Here is a 20,793-nt window from a genome sequence, read left to right as displayed (position 1 = left end):
AAGTTTGAAAATATGTACGAGTAAACTGAAAATATAAAGCACCGCTATCTCATAATATGTTTTGTCATCCCAATAGAGAATGCTTCAAACCCTATAGATTCATAATAAGATTGCAATTTTTCCACACACATAAGTTGCGGAATAACCTTATTTTGTTCGCAGTGATGGATTAATCGTTTCACTATGTCTTTTCCAATACCAATATACTGATACTCCGGCATTACACATACACCGCAAATAACACCTGTTATTACACCATCTGATATAACACGCCCCATACCAATTAATTGTTGCTCTTTAAATGCGTATATTGCATACCAACTTTGTTTACACATTTGTTCTAATTCATTCACTGTTAATTTAAGAGAATTCCATCCTAAAGATTCATATAAAGCTAATAATTCATTAAATTTTGTAGGATGTTCACTTGTGTAGTGTATACTATTTTTCATGTAAATACTCCCTATTCTATAGTTTGTTAATGTTTCATAAAATTCCCCTTATGAAAATTGCGATTGACGTGAAAATAACTAGAACAAACTTCAATAAGAAAGATAGAATTCCTTCTCAACATAAAATAAAAAGAAGTTATCTCACTTGAGATAACTTCTTTTATGTAAGACTCTCATTATATTATCAACCAAAAAATATACAACTGCATACGATTAGCACAAACAAAACTAATAAACCATTTGAGAAATAACCCATTGAATACTACCCCTTTATTAAATTATGTAAAAGATTTTATCATAAAATGATTTACAACTTAATAACTGAAAAAGACATTGTATTCATTAGTTACGTATATTTAGTAATATTTTAATTTCTATTCATATTCTCCTTACTTTATTGTACTAGAAACTAAAAAGAATTCTCTTTCCCTTTTCATCCCTCAACTAAAATTCAATAATACAAATTTCAAAATGTTAATATATGATAAAATAAATTTAACAACACTTTACTTACAATAATAAGGGGGCCTGCTCATGAAGGCGAATCTAGGAACAATAAAAGAACACTTAAACAGTGAAGAAGATATTCTTTCTACACTCTACTGCGTAATAAATTTTGGTTATATCAGTAGATCTGGCATTTTAGCTGCTACAAATAAAAGATTATTGTTCTGTTCTGATGCTATGTTTGGAAAAGGACTAAAATGGGAATTCAAATATACTGAAATAGAAGATTTCAGTCATACGGATGGGGTTGTATTAGAGATGTCTGCAATTCCCTTTATCAAAAAAATAACCATGAACCATGGAGACGATTTTATTGTCTTTGATAATTTTTCAAGCCCACAAAACGTACAATCCTTTTTTAAGTTGGTTCAATCCAAGCAATAAACCTATCAAGACTCTTACATATACCATATTCTTTGACACGGTAAAGCTTATAGAATGTAAAAAGAGGGTTGCATTTGCACCCCTCTTTTTATATGTCACTGTTTTACTTTAAAATCTCTTTTTCACACATAGCTCTACTTATATTTTTTTGACTCATAATACCTTCTTAATTTTCATAATGTTTTCACCTAACTAAACGTATGATTTAGATTATCTTCATTATGCATGCTACAATCTTTCAATAGACCACATTTAACATTATATAATTTTTATAATTAGATAATACAAATTTATTTACGCTACTTTTACAGCTTTATTCTTCAAAATAAACTTTGCAAATAAGAAACGCACAAGTGGCCCCATAATAATTAATTGTAATGGATAAGCCATAATGAAATTTTTAATAAAAATTGTAAAATATATTGAAACAAATGAATCCCCTTGTAGCCCACCATGTAAATGCATCATAGTCATTCCGAAAAATGACATAAAGAACACCATTCCGATTACCATTGCTGTCGCCATCGCAACTATAATATTTATTTTCTTCGATTTATCAAACGGTAACATGAATACAATTTTTTTCGCACAAGGTCCAACGATACATATTTCAATTAATAGCGCAATAATAAATCCAATTAGTAGTTCTAATGCGATCTCCTTAATATGAATTGGCCCTCCTGATCCATTCGTTAGTAAATTGTAAAACGTCATTACGATAACCATCCCAAGGCACATCATCATACCAAATTGGAGGTTTTCCTTTCTTGTTGTTGGCAAAATTCATCATCCTTTCTCTTTGAGTCTTTGTCATTATATCGATATTGGAAACCTCTTCGTAAGTGAACATTTTGTGAACAAATTTAAAACGTTTTCATATATTTTCTTTGCTTTCAACTCAAATTCTCACTTTTACTTATAAAGGTTTTATATATTTCAATGTTGAATTACTAAATTGAAACATTACTACTAGGAGGAGAACCATGAATGAACAAGGATTTTTCGTATATCATATCGTAACAAGGAAAAAAATGAAGATTGGACAAAGCATTCAATTTAATAAAAATCAAACTAATACGCTATTCCACTTCTTTTTTGAAAGAAAACATTTAAATTCTAATGGTAAAGATTCTATACAAATTTTAAAAGAACATTATACAAATGAAGAATTACATATAAAGAATGAAAATGCTACAGTCGTTATGAATTACATGGATCAAACAATTAGAGCCATTAGAGAAACGATTGTGGAAATGGTTAGGCTGCAAGAATATCCTGATTATCCATCAAGATTGTCTTGTTTATATGCTGCTAAAAGCTATGAAGATGCTTTAAAATGGAAAGCATTATTTGATTCTTACAATCGAGAAGTTTTGCAGATTGTTAAACTACGAGTAATCGGAAGTTCTTTTGAAGGTGACGGGAATCTTTTACCGAAAGAAGATGCTATTCCTTTTTCTCAAAAAATGGAACAAGCTAGAGAATATTGGAAAGGAAATGTGAATAACGAACTCCCTGAGCTACTCATTAATGGCGAAATTGAAGTAGTCGAAATTATTGATGACTTTTCCTCAATGCATGTTTAATTTCTAACTAAATCAAATAGGATGGAGATTACAATGATGAAAAAAGTGTACTTCAATCATGATGGTGGTGTAGATGATTTAATTTCACTATTTTTATTACTTCAGATGGATAATGTCAAACTTACAGGTGTTTCAGTTATCCCTGCTGATTGCTATTTGGAACCAGCAATATCTGCAAGTCGCAAAATTATTGATCGCTTCAGCAAAGAATATATTGAAGTAGCCGCATCAAATTCCCGTGCGAAAAATCCATTTCCAAAAGACTGGCGGATGCATGCATTTTATGTAGATGCTTTACCAATTTTAAATGAGGCTGGAAAAGTTATAACACCTGTAGCAGCAAAGTCTGCACATCATCACTTAATAGAAACGCTTCTACAAACGGAAGGAAAAACAACTTTATTATTTACGGGACCCCTAACTGACCTTGCTCGTGCATTATATGAAGCTCCCATAGTCGAAGATAAAATTGAACGTCTCGTTTGGATGGGTGGTACATTTCTTACCGCAGGCAATGTACATGAACCAGAGCATGACGGAACAGCTGAGTGGAATTCATTTTGGGACCCTGAAGCAGTGGCTCGTGTATGGGAATCAAAAATTGAAATCGACTTAGTGACACTAGAAAGTACAAACCAAGTTCCATTAACTATAGACATACGTGAACGTTGGGCAAAAGAACGAAATTATATTGGTGTAGACTTCCTTGGCCAATGCTATGCGATGGTTCCTCCCCTCGTTCACTTTTCAACGAACTCTACTTACTACTTGTGGGATGTACTAACAACTGCGCTTGTCGGAAACACTAACCTCGCAAAAACTCAAACGATTAATAGTATCGTTCATACATACGGACCAAGCCAGGGGCGTACAGTGGAATTTGATGGTGGGCGACCTGTAAATGTAGTATATGATGTAAACCACAATGGATTTTTCAAATATATAACTGAATTAGCAAGGAAGGCTTCTACTTGAACCACTATCTATACGAAAAACACATAGAATGACACCCCTCCAGACAATGATTCCCCATTTAGAATTTGGTTGAAACTACATATTTAAGTATTGAAAAGAGTATTGAATTAAATTTCAATACTCTTTTTGTGCAATTTAATTATATTGGATTCATGTCGTGTCTTATTGATTATTCATTTCATAACCATTTACAAAAAACGTTATTGTTTCTAATTCATCTTCATTTAATTCTCTATCTATGTCTCGTTTATACGCTTCCTTTATCTTCCCTTCATCGCCTTTATGTATTTCAGTATAAGTTCCTACTGTTTTTAACATACGAATCTCTTGTAAAAACTCCTCTCGATTTATCGCTTCCCCATGAGAGAGAATATATGTCTCAGCATCAAATTTTTCTAATTCATCTATTAATGCAAACGTTCTTTTCGTCGTATAGTTCCACTTCGAAGAAAAAATATCTGCATATATACAGTCTCCTAAAAACAATATCTTTTCTTCTTTTATGTACATAACAACTGAATCATGTGCATGATCTCCGCCCACATGTTTTAACACGCAGGTCACCTCACCAAGGTCTAATTCAATTTGATCCTGGAACGTTAAGGTTGGAAGAATAATTTTAATATTTCTCGCTTTTTCTTCAAACTCTTTTTTGATGCAATCCGCACAAAATGCAATTTCCGTACCCTCTTTTACGCGTGCGTCCAACGCTTCATCTGTCCATTCATAAGATACTATTGCCTGCATTTCTTTTTTCGTTTCAGCGTGTGAAATAGTTAATGCATTCTGTAATACAGATAATCCAAAAATATGATCCCAATGCCAATGCGTTAGTGCTACAAAATCAGGATTCGATACATTTTTTTCTTTTAACATTTCTAAAAATAATTGTGCATGTTCCTCTGAATTCCCTGCATCGATCATTAACGTTTTTTCTTTTCCAATGACCATTCCTAATATAGGTCTATCTGTTTCAGAAACTGGTGTCATATACCAAAATGAGTTTCCTATTTTTTTAATTTGTTGCATAACCAATTCCCCTTTTCATTTTCTCACTTAAATTTAATATATAAATTATAACGAATCACTACTTTTTTCTCTATAATCAAACACAATTACTTGGACTAATCTAACTTTCCTTTTCGTAAGCTAAAAATAAGGTGGAAGAATCGGAGTGTGATACGATGGAACGATTATGGATTCCTATGATAGTTACATTTTTTTCATTTGGTGGCTTATTATTAGGCGGTGCTGTTGGCATTGCTACGCGCCAGCTAATTGAAGAAAAAATGCATCGTTTATATGCATTATGTGGCGGAATTTTACTTGGACTCTTACTACTTGAAATTATTCCTGAAACATTTTCAAGTTATGAAATGATTGGACCTATACTTGGTATGGCTATCGGTATTTTAATTATGAGCTTATTAGATAACTATTGTCACCATCCAATGATACATACAAAAGATCAACAAGCATGGCAAACTTTCCTTTTTCTCTCTTTCGCTATATTTATTCATAATTTGCCGAGTGGATTTGCTTTAGGTACTGCTTTTATTAATCATGCTGACTCTGCCATACCTTTTTTAATAGCAATCGTCGTTCACCATATTCCTGAAGGCTTAGCATTAATTATCCCCTTTCTATTTACAAAACATAAATATATTTCCTTTTTATTAACAACTTTATTACTATCTCTTATTCTCGGTACCGGTACAGTTTTTGGCATTTTAATGGAAGGAAAAGCGCTTCATTTACAAGGACTCATTATGGGAAGTGCTATCGGTTCACTTGGCTATGTCACAATTCATGAAATGCTTTGGAAAGCAAAGAAGCAGCTCTCTTTCCTTTCATTTTTAACATGGGCATCTAGTGGATTTTTACTAATAACAGTATTTACACTATTCGCTGGTCATCATTAAAGATAATAATATTATCATTTGTATATTTTTCCTTTTTCTCCAAAACATAATAGTATCTACCTAATTATAAGGAGGAACAATTATGTTTGGAAAAACAGCCGGTGAAGCATTAGTTGATTTATTAATTGACTGGGGCGTAGAACACATATACGGTATGCCTGGAGATTCCATCAATTCTATCATTGAAGCTTTAAGAAAAAAACAAGATAAAATTAAATTCATTCAAGTTCGCCACGAAGAAGCTGGTGCATTAGCAGCGGCTGCCTATGCGAAATTAACAGGAAAACTTGGCGTTTGTATGGCAATTGCAGGACCTGGTGCTATTCATTTATTAAATGGTTTATATGATGCGAAACTCGATAAAGCCCCTGTTCTAGCAATTTCAGGTCAAGTAGAAACCGATTTACTCGGAACGGATTTTTTCCAAGAAGTAAATTTAGAAAGAATGTTTGATGATGTCGCGGTTTATAACCAGCGTATTATGTCAGCAGAGCAACTACCTGCCGTAGTGAATCAAGCAATTCGAATGGCTTATACGAAAAAAGGTGTATCCGTTCTTACAATTCCAGATGATGTCCCGAAATTCGAAGTAAAAAATGGTGCTCGTATTACAAATACTTCTTTTACTTTGCCTGAGTTGTTTCCACAAAAAGAAGATTTAGATGCAGCAAAACTCGCAATAAATGCAGCGACAAAACCTGTTATTTTAGCTGGTAAAGGAGCAAAACATGCGAGAGAATCTTTACTTGCATTTGCAGAACATATTGGTGCTCCAATCGTACTTACATTACCAGCTAAAGGCGTTATTCCAGATGAACACCCTCTTTGTATTGGTGGATTAGGATTAATCGGAACGAAACCTTCTTATGAAGCAATGAAGCATGCAGATACTTTAATTATGGTTGGTACTTCTTATCCGTTCACCGGTTTCTTACCTGAAAAAGCTAAGACAATTCATATCGATACAGATCCTGCCCAAATTGGGAAACGTTATGCGACAGATATTGGTTTAGCTGGTGATGCTGAAAAAACTTTACGATGGTTAATTGAAAATGTTGAAGAACACACAGACCATTCCTTCTTAGAACATTACCAAGACATGATGAAAAAGTGGGAAGAAAAATTACACGATCAAGAAGAAGACTCTTCCATTCCAATTAAACCACAACGCGTTATGCATGCTCTGCAGCAAGTAGCACATGATGACGCAATTCTATCAGTCGATGTCGGAAATGTAACAGTATGGACAGCAAGGCACTTCCGTATGACAAATCAACAATTTATCATTTCTAGCTGGCTCGCAACACTTGGTTGCGGTTTACCTGGTGCTCTTGCTGGAAAAATTGCATTCCCGGATAAACAAGTATTTGCAGTTTGTGGTGACGGTGGTTTTGGAATGACAATGAACGACTTCGTAACAGCTGTTAAATATAAACTACCAATTGTTGTCGTCGTATTAAACAATAATAAAATTGCGATGATTAAATTCGAGCAAGAAGTCATGGGTAATATCGAATTCGAAACAGACTTAACGAACCCTGATTTTGCAAAATATGCAGAGGCGTGTGGAGGTATCGGATACCGCGTTGAACATATAGATGAATTACTCCCAGCTTTTGAAAACGCAGTAAAACAAAACAAACCATGTATTATCGATGTAGTTGTAGATGCTAACGAAGCACCAATGCCAGCAAAAATCACATTTGGTCAAGCTGCTGGTTATACGAAGCATATGATAAAAGAATTATTTGAAGAAGGTAAGATTGATTTACCACCACTATAAACAGAAAAAGATAGCTGAAAACAAGTTGCTTTCAGCTATCTTTTTATTTTTGTATCTCTCTATAAAAAGAAAAGTCATTCGTAGTTGGTTGTACTTGTTTCTCTGCTTGCACTTCTCTACCTTTCCGCTCTGGCCTTCTCGTATTTCCTAACTTAATCGCATCTTGCATACTATTACTAACTAGATTTCCTGCGAGAATTGTCATACTATAAAAAGCAATCGGTATAAGTACAATCCATGTATGTGTAGTTAAATGGCGGAAGTTTTGACCAATTAGGCCAGTCCATTCTTTTGTTACACTATCTGGATCCATTCCACTGAAGGTTATTGTTCCGCCAAAAAATAATTGTAACAAACCAAGATGTAAAAGAAGTAATAACGTACTTACAAATTATTGTGCTACTAATAAAAGAAATGGTGGTAACATATGAGGCCATATATGGCGCTTCAACCTCTGCCACTTACTACCGCCGAGCACAGTGGCTGCCAACATAAATTCTTCTTTCTTAATACGTTTTACTTCTTGCGCTACATACAACATCACTGTGGGTACAGCGAGACATACAAGAACTATAATTTGAAATGCCACACGCAAATATAACGGCACAACTTCTGCTCCACTATCAAACGTTAATACTTCATTTAACATAAAATAAGAAATCATAACCATCGGTACAATACTAAAAGGATCAAAAAAGGATGAAATAACTGGAAAAGAATGTTTACCATACATACCAAGAAGTAAACCAATTCCCCCTCCAACTATAACTCGTAAAATCGCTATAATTATACTTGCACCAACTGTCCATTTTGCACCTTCTATTATTAATTGAACAAGGTCACGACCTTTCACATCACTTCCAAACCAAAATTTACTTGATGGTGCAAATGGAGCTGCCTCTAGTTCCCCTTTTTCGTTATACATCATCGTAAGTTCACGAATATTCCCATCAAAAAACAACGTATATCCAATACTAACAATCATTAGTACACTCAAAAAAGTAATACCTATCCAAAATCTCACATCTCTTTTTACAACTTGCCACATGTTACACACGCTCCTTTATAACATTTTGTAAGAACGTATGTAATAAACGAAACAGTATAAAAAGCGGTACGTATAATATTACTAGACTCACTGTAAATATTTCTAATTTCGAATTTTCTTTTACAAAAACAAACATACCGTACGTATTAAATATCCATTCAATAATATATAAATTTGATAACATAAATAAAATATTTGTTTTTGCATAATAGATCGTTGTTAACAAAACATTTCTTGAAATATGATGTGTTAAAATATGTCTTAAACTAAGCCCTTTACTTTTAGCAAATAAACTATAATCTTTCTCTAATTCTTCTTTAAACCGTAATAACAACAGTTTAATAAACAATAATGTTGTTGGTATTGTAAGACATATAATTGGTAACAAACGTATCCTTTCTTCCCCTAATCCAGCCAGTTTGATCGGCATAACTCCTGTTTTTTGAAACATAATTACGACAAGAAGTTGCGATAATAAAATAAGTAATATATCTGGTATACTCTCAAGCGTAAGAAAAATCCCGTTCCACATTTTCTGTTTCATATGAGAACGCTGTAATACCCAAATGACAAGTATATACGCTATAAGCAAAGAGAGTAAAAAAGCTGAAAGAAATACAATCATCGTTTCAATATAATGAATCCATATTTGCGGAAATAATTTTCTTGAATCCCGAAATCCATATGTAATTTCACCCGGTTGAAGTAACTTCCCTCCAAGAAATACAATCGTATTCCAAAAACCGATTAAATCAATTTGTAATCCCTTAAATAAACGTGGTAGCGCTCCTAGGCAGATTATACATAAAATTGCAGCTACTAGTTGTAAACAAGTAATCCCACACCACTTAACCATTCGCATCAACATAACAATTTCCCCTTACCATACGATAGAATATTCAGAAATAAAAAACTAAATATATCACATCTCTTTAGCTACTGTATGTACTTGCTTTTGCCCACTTGGTAAAATAGCTTGATATAAACATGTAACAAACAATAATAAACCAAATAAAATAATATACAATGTATCTGCAAGAATCCATTTTGGGAATAACATCGCTATCGCACCGAGAGATAAAAGCTGGAATCCTGTCGTTAATGGACTAAGCAAGCTTTGTACACGCCCCATGAATGACTCTTCTACAATTTCATACATCCAGCCCGATATTGCAACATTAATAAACGGTAAAAAGAAAGTCGCAAAAGCGATACATACATAAAAAGACCATACGTGATTTACAAAGTAACACATACCGAAGAAGATCCCTGAACCTGCCATACCAAATACAATAATAGGTTTAGGAGCATATTTCTTACCTATACTCGTTGCTACTATACTTCCAATTAATAATGAAATCCCTCCAACTACACCGCCCACCATTGCTAAACTTTCATACGTTGCTGGTGCCAATTTGTATTTTAATATGTAAGTAGTAGATACGCTTAAAATACCATTTAATAAACCAAACACGATAAATCCTAAAAGTAATTTTTTTAAAGTTTCATTTTGGTATATATACTTGATCCCTTCTTTAAACTCTGTTATTAACATCTTCAAATTAACTTCTTTCCATTTTGTTCTCCCATTTGGTAAACGAACTTTTTCTGGAATGGAGATCGTTTGAATCAAAATACCACTCATAATAAAAGTGAGCGTATTTACTAAAATGCTCCCGTAAATTCCAAAAGTCCAGTACACCATCGTTGCAATTCCTACACCAAACAAAGCATACAAACTATTTACCATTTGATTCATACCCGCTGCTGCACCGTATTGGTCTGATTCAACCACTCCCTGTATCATCGACTGTTCTGATGGAGAGAAAAATTGTATACATGCATTTTCCAAAAACAAAAATATAAAGACAAGTATAATCATCCCGTAATAAAGCGAAATTAGGATTCCAATATTACAGAGCGAACAACATATATTACTTATCGTACAAATACGTTGTCTATCAAAACGATCCACTACTGTCCCTACTAATAGAAAAAAGATTAATGCAGGTAACGCAATCATAATTTGCGTCATTGTTGCGTAAACTGGTTGTTTTCCGTATTGATCTAACAAGTAAAACATTAAAGAAATTCCAGCAATCATAGAACCGAGTCGTTCTAAAATATTCGCTAGAAAAAATCGTGCATACACTTTGTTGCGAAATAACTGTAGCATTTCTTTCATATTTCGTATCCTTTCTCTCGACAAAATAGTATTATTTTAGTCATTTCTCGGAAGTTATATTATATTTTTCGACCATTATCCAATCTTTTCCTTCTATATAAAGAACAATAAAAAACTCTTGTTATCTATACAAGAGTCTTTTTTATTTAACTTCGCTTCATGTAATGATATATCTCGCTAACTTTTTAATTCTCTATAGTTTGGATACACTTTATTTATTTTACAAATGTATCGGACATCCACTCATAAAACTTTTCCTTCTCTTCAAATTGCGGATAATGCGCGGATTTTTCAAAAGTAATAAATTCTTTTTTCTCTGCTTCAATCGTATCAAAATATGTTTTTGCCGCATGAAATGAAGTATTATAGTCATATTTCCCCATAAGGAAATAAAACGGTAACTTCAGTTTTTTCACCTTAGTAGGTAATGGATTCTTTAAATCTTTTTCTAATAAGACAGTCTGAGAGTGTGATAATCCAACGTTATAACGAATTACGTCAAACAAGTTATATTCATTACTAAGTAACATCCCGATGTTATCACCATTTGGATTTTCAATGAGTCTTGATGTTCCACCATATTTCGCAACATAATTTCGCGGAGTGTATGTATCGCCATTTTTAATTTTTTCAGTCAATCCATTTAAATAGGAAACCTCATCTGTATTCCCAGCATTTTGTGCCTGTTCAATTACATAGTTTAAACTATCCATTTCACTTTCTACTGTATCACTCATCTGCCCTATCCCAACATACGCTTCGTATTTTTCAGGTGCTTTATTAGCAGCTTGCATTCCAATATATGTACCGTAAGAATGACCAATTAATATTACCTTTTCTTTTCCCATACGTTTTGAAATATACTCTGTCATAGCTAATACATCCTCTACAAGAAGATCTGATGTAAGATTTGAATAGTCCTCAAAGAAATGATACGATTTCCCACTTCCTCTTTGATCATAATTAACTACGGTGAATTTCTCTTCCAATAATTTTTGATACTTTTGAGCATATAGTATTTCTGAAGAACCAGATCCACCATGTACAAAAATAATAACTGGATTGTTCTTATCTTTGCCGCGTATCATAATTTCATGACTACTTCCATTTATCTCTATTTGTTCTAATGTACTTATACTGTTTTTTCCTTTTATTTGCGAAGTCCATGTAGGAAATACTAGTGCTACTATTAATGTTAGTGTAGTTATGACTCCAATAAATGTTATTAATTTTTTTATCTTCTTCATAGGATATATCCTTTCTTATAAATTTGTAAAAATAACAATTTAATTCTATAAAACTACATTAATAATATCCCATACACTTCTTAACATTCCGCTATATAAACTCTTAATATTTTCTTAATTTTCAATACATTAATCGTAGAAAAACTTAATCACAGGTATTACAAATATAGAAAAAAGCCCTTGTTTTCAAACAAGGACTCTTTTCATAAACTATTTAGCTACTTCTTCTTTCGGCATTACCATTCCTTTATACAATTGAACAGTTATCCAGTAATAGATGAAATAAATGACTAAGAAAATCCCAATTGGCACCCACACTTTTACAAACGGGTCAACTAATATAAAACTAAATAAGTTAAGCCCTACTAACACGTGAGAAATACCAATGATTGCTGGGAAGATAAATAAATATGAAATTTCTTTATATATACTTTTCGTTAACATACTACGTCTCACACCGATCTTTCGTAACATTTCATAACGGCGTACATCACGAGAAGCACCTGTTAATATTTTGAACATAAGGGAACTTGCCATCATTGCTAAAAAGGCAATTCCGAGGAAAAATCCCATAAACATTGTTCCGCTCATGAAACTGTTCATAAATTGATAAATTGTCATTTTCGTAAATAAGTCTACTTTTGCACCTGTTGTTTTTTCAATTTGTTCTTTTTGTCTCTTATCTATTTCGATCAACAACGGTTTATACTTTTTCATATCATCTACTTTTGCTAATGTTACAATGTGTTCTGTTCCTTGAATTCCTTTATAATGTGCTTCATCTGCAATTCTTACAGGTTTTCCGTTAAATTGATTATGTGTAATTTGTATTTCTCTTACAATTGCATCTTCCCAATCTCTCGGCATACGAGGGAATTTTGCTAATTCAGGAGCCTCTAAAGCAGAATATACAGGTTCAGTTAAAGGTTCAGTCACACGTTTACGAACAGGCTCTTTTAAAGTTTTTGTATCAAAGTGGTCTGAAACAAGTGGCGGTTTCGCAGTTAAATCGTTACGTAAATAATAAACCGTTTCTCCATCTACTTTATACTTGTACTTGCTTTCTTCCACAATTTCCATTTCTTTTAATGCAGCTGTATCTTGTTCATTCGGATCATGAATTACGACATCATACACACGTGAGAAGTCTGTCATAATATCTACATTTTTTTGGAACGCCATACCTGCTGTCATCGCACCTGCTCCTAATGCAATTAACATTGTTACAGTACCTAATACTCTCGATAAACTATTTACTCGAAAGCGTAGCTGTGCATATGTAAAACTATTTAAGCCCGTTTCATTTCGCTTTTTATTCCCTTTAATTTTCATCACAAAAAATGGGAGCAATGAACTAAAGATAAAATATGTTCCAAGCGTTGTAACGATTGTCGCTATTATAAAACCAAATTCAGCATATATTTTTACGTTAATCATAAAATAGTACCCTGTACTTACTAGTAATACACCAAGTACAGTCATTATAATAATGCGAGTTTTACTTTTCTTCACTTCATCTAGTGTTTCATCTTCACGTATTAATTCTAATATAGCTGTAACTATGATTGCTGGTGTATATACAGATGAATAACTACCCTTTGCTGAAATTTCCATACCATTCATTAAAAAATTTCCTGCTACACTTGCAAGTAACATCCCTACTAAAATCCCGATAATAATACTAACAATACCCATACCGAATGTTTCAATAAATAATAATTGTGCTACTTTTTTCTTTTTCGCTCCGAGCATCATGTACATACCGAGTTCTTTTCTTCTTAATGTGAGTAAGAAAGAATTGGCATATATAATATAAAATACTGTAATGAAAGATAATAGTATTGCACCTACCCAGAATACGAGTCTTATACTACTAATAAGACTATTATCTTTCGTAAATTCACTATTCATCGCCATCGTTTGGAACATGTAAAAAATACTAATACTAATAACGAGACCGATAAGTAAAACCATATAATCTTTTAACATTTTTTTCATACTATGACGTGATAATTTGAATAACATAGTCTCTCCCCCCTACTTAGACTCAGCAGCTGAGCCCATATGAGCGAGCACACCTAAAATGTCTTGATAGAAACTTTCTCGCGTTCCTTGACGCTTTAATTCTTTATATAAAAGACCATCTTGAATAAATAAAATACGTTCACAATAACTGGCACTAAATGCATCGTGTGTCACCATCAAAATACTTACATTGTGATTTTCATGTAAATCTTACATCGCTTCTAATAAGCTTTTTGCATTTTTACTATCAAGCGCTCCTGTCGGTTCATCTGCTAATACGATTGCTGGATTATGTACTAAAGCTCGTGCTGCCGCTGTTCTTTGCTTTTGTCCACCAGAAACAGCAGTTGGATATTTTGTTAAAATTTCAGTAATTCCTAATTTCTTCGCCACCTCATTTACCTTTCCAGTAATCTCACTTGAAGGTACACCTTGCAGAGAAAGTGGTAAAGCAATATTTTCATAAATTGATAAGTTTTCTAGTAAGTTAAAATCTTGAAAGATGAACCCTAATTTTTGAGATCGAAAATCTGATAATGCATTCCCCTTCATAGAAGTAATATTTGTACCAGCTATTGTCACACTGCCACCTGTCGCTTGATCCAATGTACTAATCACATTCAGTAAAGTCGTCTTTCCAGATCCAGAAGGACCCATAATCCCTACAAATTCCCCTTCTTTAATACTTAATGACACACCCCTTAATGCTTTTGACTGATTCTCATTTCTTTTCCCATACGTTTTTTCTACACTTTCTACAGTAACTACATTTGTTGACATCTCTTTCACTCCATCCCTTTTGTATAAATTTAATTTCTCACACATTTCTTATCTTTTTCTCATGTAAATTATTAAGAATTTTTTAATTCTTCAAACTAAAAAGGTTATACAGATAACATGAACCTATTTCCTACTTCATATTCTCATCTTTCTACAACTCGTTCCTTCGATTTCGCTTACATTTACCTTACATTTTTGTAAGGTAAAAAAGAAAACACACCATTATGAATTGGTGTGTTTTCTCTTTAAACTCTATTTCCGATTATTTATTTCCTCTTTCATACTTTCCACAAATCCATTTAGTTCAACAACTTCTGATTTTTCTTCCCCATATTTACGTACATTTACAGCTCCGTTCTCCATTTCCTTATCCCCAATAACAAGTACATAAGGAATTTTTTGCATTTGTGCTTCTCTAATTTTATATCCTAATTTTTCATCTCGTACATCTCGTTCGACACGAACACCAGCTTGTGCTAATTTATCCGCAACCTCATCTGCGTATTGTACATGGACTGCATTCGAAACTGGAATGACCTTCACTTGAACTGGCGCTACCCATGCCGGGAATGCGCCTCCAAAGTGCTCAATTAATATCGCTAAGAAACGATCTAAAGATCCTAATACTGCCCTGTGAATGACAACTGGTCTTTTCTTTTCATTCTTCTCATCTATATAATTTAAATCAAACTTTTCGGGCATTTGGAAATCTAACTGGATTGTTCCGCACTGATGACTTCTATTTAAAGCATCTTTAATATGGAAGTCAATTTTCGGTCCGTAAAATGCACCGTCACCTTCATTTAGTCTATATTTACAATTCAATGAATGTAATACATTTGCTAACGCCGCTTCTGCTTGTTCCCACAACTTATCATCACCCATTGAATCTTCTGGACGAGTAGAAAGTTCTACTTCATATTCAAATCCAAAAGTTTTATATACATAATCGATTTGCGCCATTACAGATTTGATTTCATCTTCAATTTGTTCTGGAGTTACAAATAAATGTGCATCATCTTGGCAGAAAGTACGTACTCTTAATAATCCGTTTAACGCCCCACTAAATTCATGGCGATGTACTTGACCAAACTCACACATACGAATCGGTAATTCGCGATAAGAATGCAATTTATTTTTGAACATTAACATATGACCTGGGCAGTTCATCGGTTTTAATGCAAAACTTTTATTATCCACTTCTGAGAAATACATATTATCTTTATAATGTCCCCAGTGCCCTGATCTTTCCCATACTTCTTGGTTCATCATGAATGGAGTGCGTACTTCTTGATAATTATATTCTTTTTGAATTTCTCTTAAAAAAGCTTCTAATTCATTACGAATAATTTGACCTTTCGGTAAATAAAACGGCATTCCCGGAGCCTCTTCAGAAAACATAAATAACTCAAGCTCACTCCCTAATTTACGATGATTTCTTTTTGCTGCTTCTTCAACGAAATGTAAATACTCTTCTAATTCTTTCTGGGAAGAGAATGCAACACCATATATGCGCTGAAGCACTTGATTGTTACTATCTCCTCGCCAATATGCACCGGAAACGTGAGTTAATTGAAAGGCTTTCAAATAACCTGTAGATGGTAAATGTGGTCCTCTACATAAATCTACAAATTCACCTTGCTTATATAGTGTTACACTTTCCTCACTAGGAATTGCTTCTAAAAGTTCTAATTTCAAGCGATCGTTCATTTCTTGAAACAGTTTAGCTGCTTCTTCTCGAGAAACCTCAACTCGTTCTATCTTTATATTTTCATTTATGATCTTTTTCATTTCTTTTTCAATTTCCCGTAAATCTTCTACGTTTACACTACTTGGAAGGTCCATATCATAATAAAATCCATTTTCAATTACCGGTCCTACACCAAGGTTTACATTACCATAAATTCTTTTTATAGCTTGCGCTAAAATATGTGCCGCAGAGTGTCTTGCAATTTCTACACCTTCATCTGAATCTATAGTAACGATTTCTACTTCCGCATTTTCTTCAATATTACGGCGTAAATCATATAACCCATCATTTACTTTCCCTGCGACTGCTTTCTTTTTTAAACTACTGCTAATAGATCCAGCAATTTCTTCTAAAGTAATTCCTTTTACAAATTCTTTCACACTACCATCTGGAAATTTAATTTCAATCATTTGTTCTTTCATTTTTCATCTCTCCATTTCATAATAAAAAGCACACTCATCCCTACAATAGGGACGAGCGTGCTTATACCCGTGGTTCCACCCAGATTCCCATCATAAAAAACATAATGGCTTCATTTACGGTAACGTCGTTTACACGGCACTAGATACTTCATTTCCCCAGTGCAGCTCTAAGGTGGTAAGTTATTTTTCTGCGTTAGGAAGTTCTCAGCTTTCCTTCCTTCTCTGTATAACCGGGGAAAATAACTCGTGTCCTTTTCTTCGCTTATTATGAAATTGAATGCAAAAAAGCATATTCATCCCTAAAATAGGGACGAATATGCTTATATCCGTGGTTCCACCCAGATTCCCATCACAAAAAACATAATGGCTTCTTTTGCGATAACGTCGCTTACACGGCACTAGATACTTCGTTTCCCTAGTGCAGCTCTAAGGTGGTAAGTTATTTTTCTGCGTTAGGAAGTTCTCAGCTTTCCTTCCTTCTCTGTATAACCGGGGAAAATAACTCGTGTCCTTTTCTTTGCTTTTTTTAATACATCCATTAATTGTTATTTACTATATCTTATTCATTTTATTTTTGCAAGTGTTTGGAAAAGATTTTTTATTTAATAAAAAAAGAAACCAAAAAATGTTTTTGGTTTCTCCTTCTCAATTTTACCACTCTTGTGGTTCGTAATTTAAGTCTGCAAATAGACGGCGTTTCTCTTTCTTCGTTAAATCTCTCCACTGTCCAACTGGTAAATTATTTAATTCAATATTCATAATTCTCGTACGTTTTAACGTGTATACTTGATACCCTAAAGCTTCACACATACGACGAATTTGACGATTCAACCCTTGCGTTAAAATAATTTTGAACTCATATTTTGATAACTGTGTGATCTCACAAGGAAGTGTTTTTGTACCTAGAATTTTAACACCCGCTGCCATTTTTTCTAAGAAATCAGGTGTAATTGGCTTATCTACTGAAACGATATATTCTTTCTCATGTTTGTTTTCAGCACGTAAAATTTCATTAACAATATCACCATCATTCGTTAACAAAATTAAACCATCTGAGTCTTTATCAAGACGTCCAATATGGCTAATTCGTAAAGGATGATTCACTAAATCGATAATATTACCTTTTACTGATTTTTCACTCGTACATGTAATACCTACTGGTTTATTTAAAGCGATATATACGTGATCTCGAGCAATACGAAGTTGCTCTCCATTTACGCGTACATCATCACCTGGATTCACTTGGTCACCAATTTTTGCAACCTTACCGTTAATAATTACTCTTCTCTCATTAATTAATTTATCTGCTCCGCGTCGAGACGCTTTTCCAGCTTCACTAATAAATTTATTGATACGCAAATTAGGCACATCCTTTTCTAAAAAAATTTCAAGCTCACACTGCTTCTACCGTACAATACAAAAGGGTAAGCCTCCTATTATAACTTAAATATATTAACATGAAAGGGTATATAACGTCTTCTATTAATTTCTTGTTTATAAGAAATTATCTTTATTATACATTCATTTATGCACTTTTTCTGTGCTTAATATACAAGCCATTCTTCCTTACATATAGCTTGTTTACCTCTTATATCTTCTATATCTTCATGAATATTAGCTAGTTTATACAACTCAGGGAAAATCTCTTCTACATAATTTTGATGCGCCATTCCATCTTTCCAATAAGTTAACACGATGTAACGATTTTCATTTTGTAAAGACTTCCCAACTACCCCACCTAGCATCCCTTTTATATTTTTCATTCCTTTATTCCAAATTGTTTCTTGTTTATGTAAAAATTGCTTTTCTTTTTCTTCCTTTACATCACATACAGCTACCCTTACGAAGGATCCTTCTGTAACAACGTCTTTCAAAGGCACTTCTGCTATATCATACAACGTTTGAAATAGTTCAATTTCACATGAAAGAAACGTATCTTCTTGATTACTATTTATATAAATTTTATCGTGAGCACCATTCATAAATGTTTGATATGCACTTCTATCTTCCCATAAAGTAAATACGCATGCCTCATCTTCATGCCATCCACCAAATTGTCCATGAAAACCATCTAGATGCTGTATATCACGCCATTGTTCTTGTGCTTTTGAAAACAATTCCTTTTTCTCTTCTTCCACCTTACAGTAGATTGTTTTTAGTAGCATTTTTAATTCCCCCTTATCTTATATTCCATTTCCCATTTGCAATATTTTCTACATTTCCACCTACACTAACATTCATTTCACTTTCTCCCCCTTTTTTTGTTTACATAATATTTTTATGTTATTCTAGTTATCTATATTATTCAAAAAATCAGCCGCTCTTTCTATTAGCCATTCACCAAATGTACTTAAAAATAATAAAATTTCATTTATATCATTTATCGGCTCAATTACATATTGTAATGCCTTTCTCATATTTTTTTCTTGTTCAGGAAAATGCTTACTAAATAATTCATATGCAGGATATAAGTCTCTGGAATAAAGCCCTTCTCTCTCAATTGTCAATGCCAGACCTGACCTGATTATTATCTTCATAATCCAACGACAACAATCTTCTATATCTTCCACGCCTTTATTATGTATTAACTCTTTGCGTGCTTGTCCAATTTGTTTCCCCAGTTGAATAAGGTGTTCATGGGCTAACTCCTGACTTACTTTATATTTAGGTAAAGATGATGTTACATCTTCACCAAATATACATACTCCATGTGTCTGTATCATAAAGCTTATAAAAGAAAAACTCTTTGAATTTATCACTTCTTTTTCACTGTAAAAACTCAATTCCACTCCTGTTATACAATTAAACTTTTGCAAACTTTGAACTTCTAGTTTCTTTCGCCAACTTAAGTCTATTAATTTGGGATCCTTTCGTACTACTATAATTACATCTATATCTGCAATTCCTTCAATTCCAATCCCCCTTGGAATTGAGCCTCTTATATAAACACTGTGTAAATCATCCTGTAACAATTCACAACAAGTATTTTTTATTTCTTGTATTACCTCCATAAATATAGGTTGAACTTTTTCAGTATGTGCATCATTTATAATATATCCCTCATCATCAGTAAAACAAAAGCGCCCTATTTTCTTTATAGTTGGCAAATAATCAACTCACTTCCATACAAAAAATTATTTTATTCCATACGTATATTATAATTCTAATAATTCAGAATTAAAAATAAAAAAATAGGATGTAAACACTCTTATAAGGGCGTTTACATCCTTTCACTTTTATCATCATTTATTTTTCAAATTATAACGCATATCTTTCCATATGCTGTCTATATAACTTCCACCCAGCCATTTCTTTCTTAAAAACTTCCATCGCTAAAACTGATGCTACTTTTTTATCTTGCAAATAAAAATCTACAATTGCAGATAAAATCAGTTCATTCTCTGTTCTTAAAATATGTGTTAGATCTTTATATTTCCAATAAGGTTTTTGTCCTTCATAACTTTTTAATGTTTCAATATTATCTTCTTTATATGTAGCGCCTCGGTATACTTCATAGTCTCTATCACTGTAATACCCAAAGTAACCTATAAAATCATCTGATACCCAACTATTTATTTTCTCAATGTTACCAGCATTTAAATCTTTACGATATTCCTCAACCGCACGTATTGCTTCTTTCTCCATTGAATATATCTCCTCGTATATTATATTTAAGCTGTTATTTCAGCTTTAAATTCCCTTAATAAGAGACCCGTAAATTAATACT

General features: G+C 33.1%; 17 protein-coding genes, 2 pseudogenes and 2 other annotated features. Of the genes and pseudogenes, 5 read left to right on the top strand and 14 right to left on the bottom strand.

Annotated elements, in window-relative coordinates:
- Window positions 1-44: 44 nt before the first annotated feature.
- On the bottom strand, window positions 45-452 hold the full coding sequence (locus PDQ33_RS19625) for a GNAT family N-acetyltransferase (RefSeq protein ID WP_000797950.1): 408 nt from the start codon (window positions 450-452) through the stop codon (window positions 45-47).
- A gap of 534 nt (window positions 453-986) precedes the next feature.
- Between PDQ33_RS19625 and PDQ33_RS19620 the strand changes: the two genes are divergently transcribed.
- Complete coding sequence (locus PDQ33_RS19620) at window positions 987-1,343, top strand: PH domain-containing protein (protein ID WP_000646618.1); 357 nt, start codon at window positions 987-989, stop codon at window positions 1,341-1,343.
- 294 nt (window positions 1,344-1,637) lie between these two features.
- On the opposite strand, the gene PDQ33_RS19615 is transcribed toward PDQ33_RS19620, so the two are convergent.
- On the bottom strand, window positions 1,638-2,123 hold the full coding sequence (locus tag PDQ33_RS19615; protein WP_001143424.1) for a hypothetical protein: 486 nt from the start codon (window positions 2,121-2,123) through the stop codon (window positions 1,638-1,640).
- Between the two features lie 203 nt (window positions 2,124-2,326).
- On the opposite strand from PDQ33_RS19615, the gene PDQ33_RS19610 reads away from it, so the two are divergent.
- A complete protein-coding gene (locus tag PDQ33_RS19610; protein WP_001005240.1) occupies window positions 2,327-2,929 on the top strand; it encodes a DUF2441 domain-containing protein in 603 nt (200 codons plus the stop codon).
- A 33-nt stretch (window positions 2,930-2,962) separates the two neighbouring features.
- Entirely contained in the window at window positions 2,963-3,904 is a 942-nt protein-coding gene (locus PDQ33_RS19605) for a nucleoside hydrolase (protein ID WP_061130756.1), read from the top strand.
- 162 nt (window positions 3,905-4,066) lie between these two features.
- On the opposite strand, the gene PDQ33_RS19600 is transcribed toward PDQ33_RS19605, so the two are convergent.
- The gene (locus PDQ33_RS19600; RefSeq protein ID WP_001184077.1) at window positions 4,067-4,933 is read right to left on the bottom strand and encodes an MBL fold metallo-hydrolase; all 867 of its coding nucleotides are present in this window, start codon (window positions 4,931-4,933) and stop codon (window positions 4,067-4,069) included.
- Window positions 4,934-5,088: 155 nt separating this feature from the next.
- Here PDQ33_RS19600 and PDQ33_RS19595 point away from each other — a divergent pair, with 155 nt between their 5' ends.
- Window positions 5,089-5,826 (top strand): ZIP family metal transporter, encoded by a 738-nt coding sequence (locus PDQ33_RS19595; RefSeq protein WP_000440593.1) that lies wholly within the window; start codon window positions 5,089-5,091, stop codon window positions 5,824-5,826.
- 82 nt (window positions 5,827-5,908) lie between these two features.
- Window positions 5,909-7,609 carry a pyruvate oxidase gene (locus tag PDQ33_RS19590; RefSeq protein WP_000467231.1) on the top strand — a complete coding sequence of 567 codons (1,701 nt, stop codon included), beginning with the start codon at window positions 5,909-5,911 and terminating at the stop codon, window positions 7,607-7,609.
- A 43-nt stretch (window positions 7,610-7,652) separates the two neighbouring features.
- Here the strand turns inward: PDQ33_RS19590 and PDQ33_RS19585 are convergent.
- From PDQ33_RS19585 to PDQ33_RS19535, 11 genes and pseudogenes are all read right to left on the bottom strand, one after another.
- Window positions 7,653-8,657: pseudogene (locus tag PDQ33_RS19585) on the bottom strand (ABC transporter permease subunit).
- 1 nt (window position 8,658) lies between these two features.
- On the bottom strand, window positions 8,659-9,525 hold the full coding sequence (locus tag PDQ33_RS19580; protein WP_000929038.1) for an ABC transporter permease subunit: 867 nt from the start codon (window positions 9,523-9,525) through the stop codon (window positions 8,659-8,661).
- Between the two features lie 54 nt (window positions 9,526-9,579).
- Window positions 9,580-10,851 (bottom strand): MFS transporter, encoded by a 1,272-nt coding sequence (locus PDQ33_RS19575; RefSeq protein ID WP_255254330.1) that lies wholly within the window; start codon window positions 10,849-10,851, stop codon window positions 9,580-9,582.
- A 206-nt stretch (window positions 10,852-11,057) separates the two neighbouring features.
- Window positions 11,058-12,089, bottom strand: coding sequence for an alpha/beta hydrolase (locus PDQ33_RS19570; protein ID WP_270756476.1), 1,032 nt, complete (start codon window positions 12,087-12,089; stop codon window positions 11,058-11,060).
- A 210-nt stretch (window positions 12,090-12,299) separates the two neighbouring features.
- Window positions 12,300-14,114: an FtsX-like permease family protein gene (locus PDQ33_RS19565; protein WP_270756477.1), complete on the bottom strand. Its 1,815-nt coding sequence runs from the start codon at window positions 14,112-14,114 to the stop codon at window positions 12,300-12,302.
- Window positions 14,115-14,126: 12 nt separating this feature from the next.
- Window positions 14,127-14,894, bottom strand: a pseudogene (locus PDQ33_RS19560) (ABC transporter ATP-binding protein).
- A 252-nt stretch (window positions 14,895-15,146) separates the two neighbouring features.
- Window positions 15,147-17,066: a threonine--tRNA ligase gene (gene thrS, locus PDQ33_RS19555; protein ID WP_000663066.1), complete on the bottom strand. Its 1,920-nt coding sequence runs from the start codon at window positions 17,064-17,066 to the stop codon at window positions 15,147-15,149.
- 44 nt (window positions 17,067-17,110) lie between these two features.
- Window positions 17,111-17,334 (bottom strand) — a binding site (T-box leader).
- A gap of 35 nt (window positions 17,335-17,369) precedes the next feature.
- Window positions 17,370-17,593: a binding site (T-box leader), on the bottom strand.
- Window positions 17,594-17,717: 124 nt separating this feature from the next.
- Window positions 17,718-18,425 carry a 23S rRNA pseudouridine(2604) synthase RluF gene (rluF, locus tag PDQ33_RS19550; RefSeq protein ID WP_001222168.1) on the bottom strand — a complete coding sequence of 236 codons (708 nt, stop codon included), beginning with the start codon at window positions 18,423-18,425 and terminating at the stop codon, window positions 17,718-17,720.
- A 185-nt stretch (window positions 18,426-18,610) separates the two neighbouring features.
- A complete protein-coding gene (locus PDQ33_RS19545; protein ID WP_061130754.1) occupies window positions 18,611-19,231 on the bottom strand; it encodes a YdbC family protein in 621 nt (206 codons plus the stop codon).
- A gap of 123 nt (window positions 19,232-19,354) precedes the next feature.
- Window positions 19,355-20,173 (bottom strand): hypothetical protein, encoded by an 819-nt coding sequence (locus tag PDQ33_RS19540; RefSeq protein ID WP_061130753.1) that lies wholly within the window; start codon window positions 20,171-20,173, stop codon window positions 19,355-19,357.
- 151 nt (window positions 20,174-20,324) lie between these two features.
- Window positions 20,325-20,711: a DUF4440 domain-containing protein gene (locus PDQ33_RS19535; protein ID WP_000409891.1), complete on the bottom strand. Its 387-nt coding sequence runs from the start codon at window positions 20,709-20,711 to the stop codon at window positions 20,325-20,327.
- Window positions 20,712-20,793 lie beyond the last annotated feature (82 nt).

Origin of the sequence: Bacillus cereus group sp. Bc031, from assembly GCF_027716265.1 — a bacterium.
GTDB lineage: Bacteria > Bacillota > Bacilli > Bacillales > Bacillaceae_G > Bacillus_A > Bacillus_A paranthracis.
The sequence above is the reverse complement of the archived record's forward strand: the minus strand, read 5'-3'. Positions and strand labels throughout refer to the sequence as shown.

What these genes read in the sequence shown, in the direction of transcription:
- PDQ33_RS19625 (WP_000797950.1), bottom strand. Translation starts at nt 452, where the DNA reads ATGAAAAATAGTATACACTACACAAGTGAACATCCTACAAAATTTAAT.
- PDQ33_RS19620 (WP_000646618.1), top strand. Translation starts at nt 987, where the DNA reads ATGAAGGCGAATCTAGGAACAATAAAAGAACACTTAAACAGTGAAGAA.
- PDQ33_RS19610 (WP_001005240.1), top strand. Translation starts at nt 2,327, where the DNA reads ATGAATGAACAAGGATTTTTCGTATATCATATCGTAACAAGGAAAAAA.
- PDQ33_RS19605 (WP_061130756.1), top strand. Translation starts at nt 2,963, where the DNA reads ATGATGAAAAAAGTGTACTTCAATCATGATGGTGGTGTAGATGATTTA.
- PDQ33_RS19600 (WP_001184077.1), bottom strand. Translation starts at nt 4,933, where the DNA reads ATGCAACAAATTAAAAAAATAGGAAACTCATTTTGGTATATGACACCA.
- PDQ33_RS19595 (WP_000440593.1), top strand. Translation starts at nt 5,089, where the DNA reads ATGGAACGATTATGGATTCCTATGATAGTTACATTTTTTTCATTTGGT.
- PDQ33_RS19590 (WP_000467231.1), top strand. Translation starts at nt 5,909, where the DNA reads ATGTTTGGAAAAACAGCCGGTGAAGCATTAGTTGATTTATTAATTGAC.
- PDQ33_RS19580 (WP_000929038.1), bottom strand. Translation starts at nt 9,525, where the DNA reads ATGTTGATGCGAATGGTTAAGTGGTGTGGGATTACTTGTTTACAACTA.
- PDQ33_RS19570 (WP_270756476.1), bottom strand. Translation starts at nt 12,089, where the DNA reads ATGAAGAAGATAAAAAAATTAATAACATTTATTGGAGTCATAACTACA.
- PDQ33_RS19565 (WP_270756477.1), bottom strand. Translation starts at nt 14,114, where the DNA reads ATGTTATTCAAATTATCACGTCATAGTATGAAAAAAATGTTAAAAGAT.
- thrS (WP_000663066.1), bottom strand. Translation starts at nt 17,066, where the DNA reads ATGAAAGAACAAATGATTGAAATTAAATTTCCAGATGGTAGTGTGAAA.
- PDQ33_RS19545 (WP_061130754.1), bottom strand. Translation starts at nt 19,231, where the DNA reads ATGCTACTAAAAACAATCTACTGTAAGGTGGAAGAAGAGAAAAAGGAA.
- PDQ33_RS19535 (WP_000409891.1), bottom strand. Translation starts at nt 20,711, where the DNA reads ATGGAGAAAGAAGCAATACGTGCGGTTGAGGAATATCGTAAAGATTTA.